The organism is Streptosporangium sp. NPDC006013, assembly GCF_040614275.1.
GTDB lineage: Bacteria > Actinomycetota > Actinomycetes > Streptosporangiales > Streptosporangiaceae > Streptosporangium.
In genome coordinates, this window is sequence record NZ_JBEXUE010000890.1 from 1 (window position 1) to 1,815 (window position 1,815).

A 1,815-nucleotide genomic window follows, 5' to 3' on the forward strand; every position below is an offset into this window, starting at 1 on the left:
GTCCGGTTCGCCGACGCGGTGGGTGTGCTGGACGCGGCGGGGGTGACGACGTTCCTGGAGCTGGGGCCTGACGGGGTGCTGTCGGCGATGGCGCGACAGGTGTTGTCGCCGGAGCGGGTGGTGGTTCCGGTGTTGCGGCGGGAGCGGTCGGAGGAGGTCTCGATGGTGACCGCGCTGGGTCACGCGTTCGTGCATGGCAGTCCGATTGATTGGGAGGTGGTCTTTCCCGGTGCGGGCAAGGTGGACCTGCCCACCTACGCCTTCCAGCACCGGCGCTACTGGCTCGAATCCGCGCCGCAGGGAGTGGCAGACGCCTCGGGCCTGGGGCTGGCCCCGGCGAACCATCCGCTGCTGGGCGCCGCCGTGGCGTTCGCCGACGTCGACGCGACCCTGCTCTCCGGGCGGCTCTCGCTGCGGACCCATCCCTGGCTGGCCGACCACGCGGTCATGGGCACCGTCATCGTGCCGGGCACCGCCCTGGTGGAGCTCGCCGTCAGGGCCGGTGACGAGGTCGGCCTCGACACCCTGGACGAGCTGGTGATCGAGGCCCCCCTCGTGCTCCCCGAACGCGGGGCGGTGCACGTTCAGGTCGCCGTCGGCGGGCTCGACCACGCGAGCCGCCGCTCCGTCGCGGTGTACTCGCGCCCCGCCGAGGCCCAAGAAGGAGCGGAGTGGACGCGGCACGCCGTGGGATTCCTCACGACGGCACCGAGGGAGGAGCCGGTATCGCTGGAGGTGTGGCCGCCGGAGGGCGCGACACCCGTCGAGATCGACGACGTCTACCCGGTACTCGCCGAGGCCGGTCTGTCGTACGGGCACGCCTTCCAGGGACTGAGAGCGGCCTGGCGCGCGGCGGACGCGTTCTTCGCCGAGGTCGAGCTTCCCGAGCCGCGGCGGGCGGAGGCGGGGCTCTTTGGAATCCACCCCGCGCTGCTCGACGCGGCGCTGCACATCGCGGCCCACCACGGGCTGCGCGACAGCCCACCCGGCCAGAACCGCCTGCCCTTCGCCTACAGCGGCGTACGGCTGCACGCCTCGGGGGCGGCGGCTCTGCGCGTCCGGCTGACGCTGCACGGCGAGGACGAGCTGTCCCTGCACGCCGCCGACGCCTCGGGCGCCCCGGTGGCGACCGTCGACTCCCTCCGGGCCCGGTTGATCTCGGCCGGACAGCTCCGGGCGGCCCGGCCCGCCGAACGCGACGCGCTGTTCCAGCTGACCTGGGCGGAGGTGGCCGTCGCGACCCCGCGGACCGGCCCGGAACCCGACGTCGTCCTCGTGCCGGGGACCGAGTTCGAGCCGGCCGAGCTGCCGGCCGCCGTGCACGATCAGGTGAACCGGGTACTCGGGCTCCTGCGCGAGTGGCTCTCTCCCGGACGGCCGGAGTCGTCACGGCTTGTCGTCGTGACCAGGAACGCGGTGGCCACCGCGGAGGAGGAGAGTCCCGACGTCGTGACGGCGCCGGTCTGGGGGCTGGTCAGGTCCGCGCAGGCCGAGCATCCCGGCCGGATCGTCGTCGTCGATGTCGCGGACGCGTCACCCGACGCCGTCAGGGAGGCGGTCGCCGCCGCCCTCGGCTCCGGTGAGCCACAGGTGGCCGTCAGGAACGGCAGGGTGCTCGCCCCCCGGCTCGCCCGGATGGCCGCACCGGACACCGAGGGGCGGCGGTGGAACCCCGAGGGGACCGTGCTGATCACCGGGGGCACGGGCGCCCTGGCGGGCGCCGATGGCCGCGCACCAGGCCCTGCTGTTCCGGCAGTGTAGCCCGCGGGTGACCCTGTTCCTGCACACCGCCCCCAAACCCACCGACGAGGAGTA

General features: G+C 74.0%; 1 protein-coding gene. It reads left to right on the top strand.

Annotated elements, in window-relative coordinates; genetic code table 11:
* Positions 1–1,761 (top strand): polyketide synthase dehydratase domain-containing protein (locus ABZ260_RS50670; RefSeq protein ID WP_355633035.1); only part of this gene is annotated, 1,761 nt, incomplete at its 5' end.
* Positions 1,762–1,815: the final 54 nt, after the last annotated feature.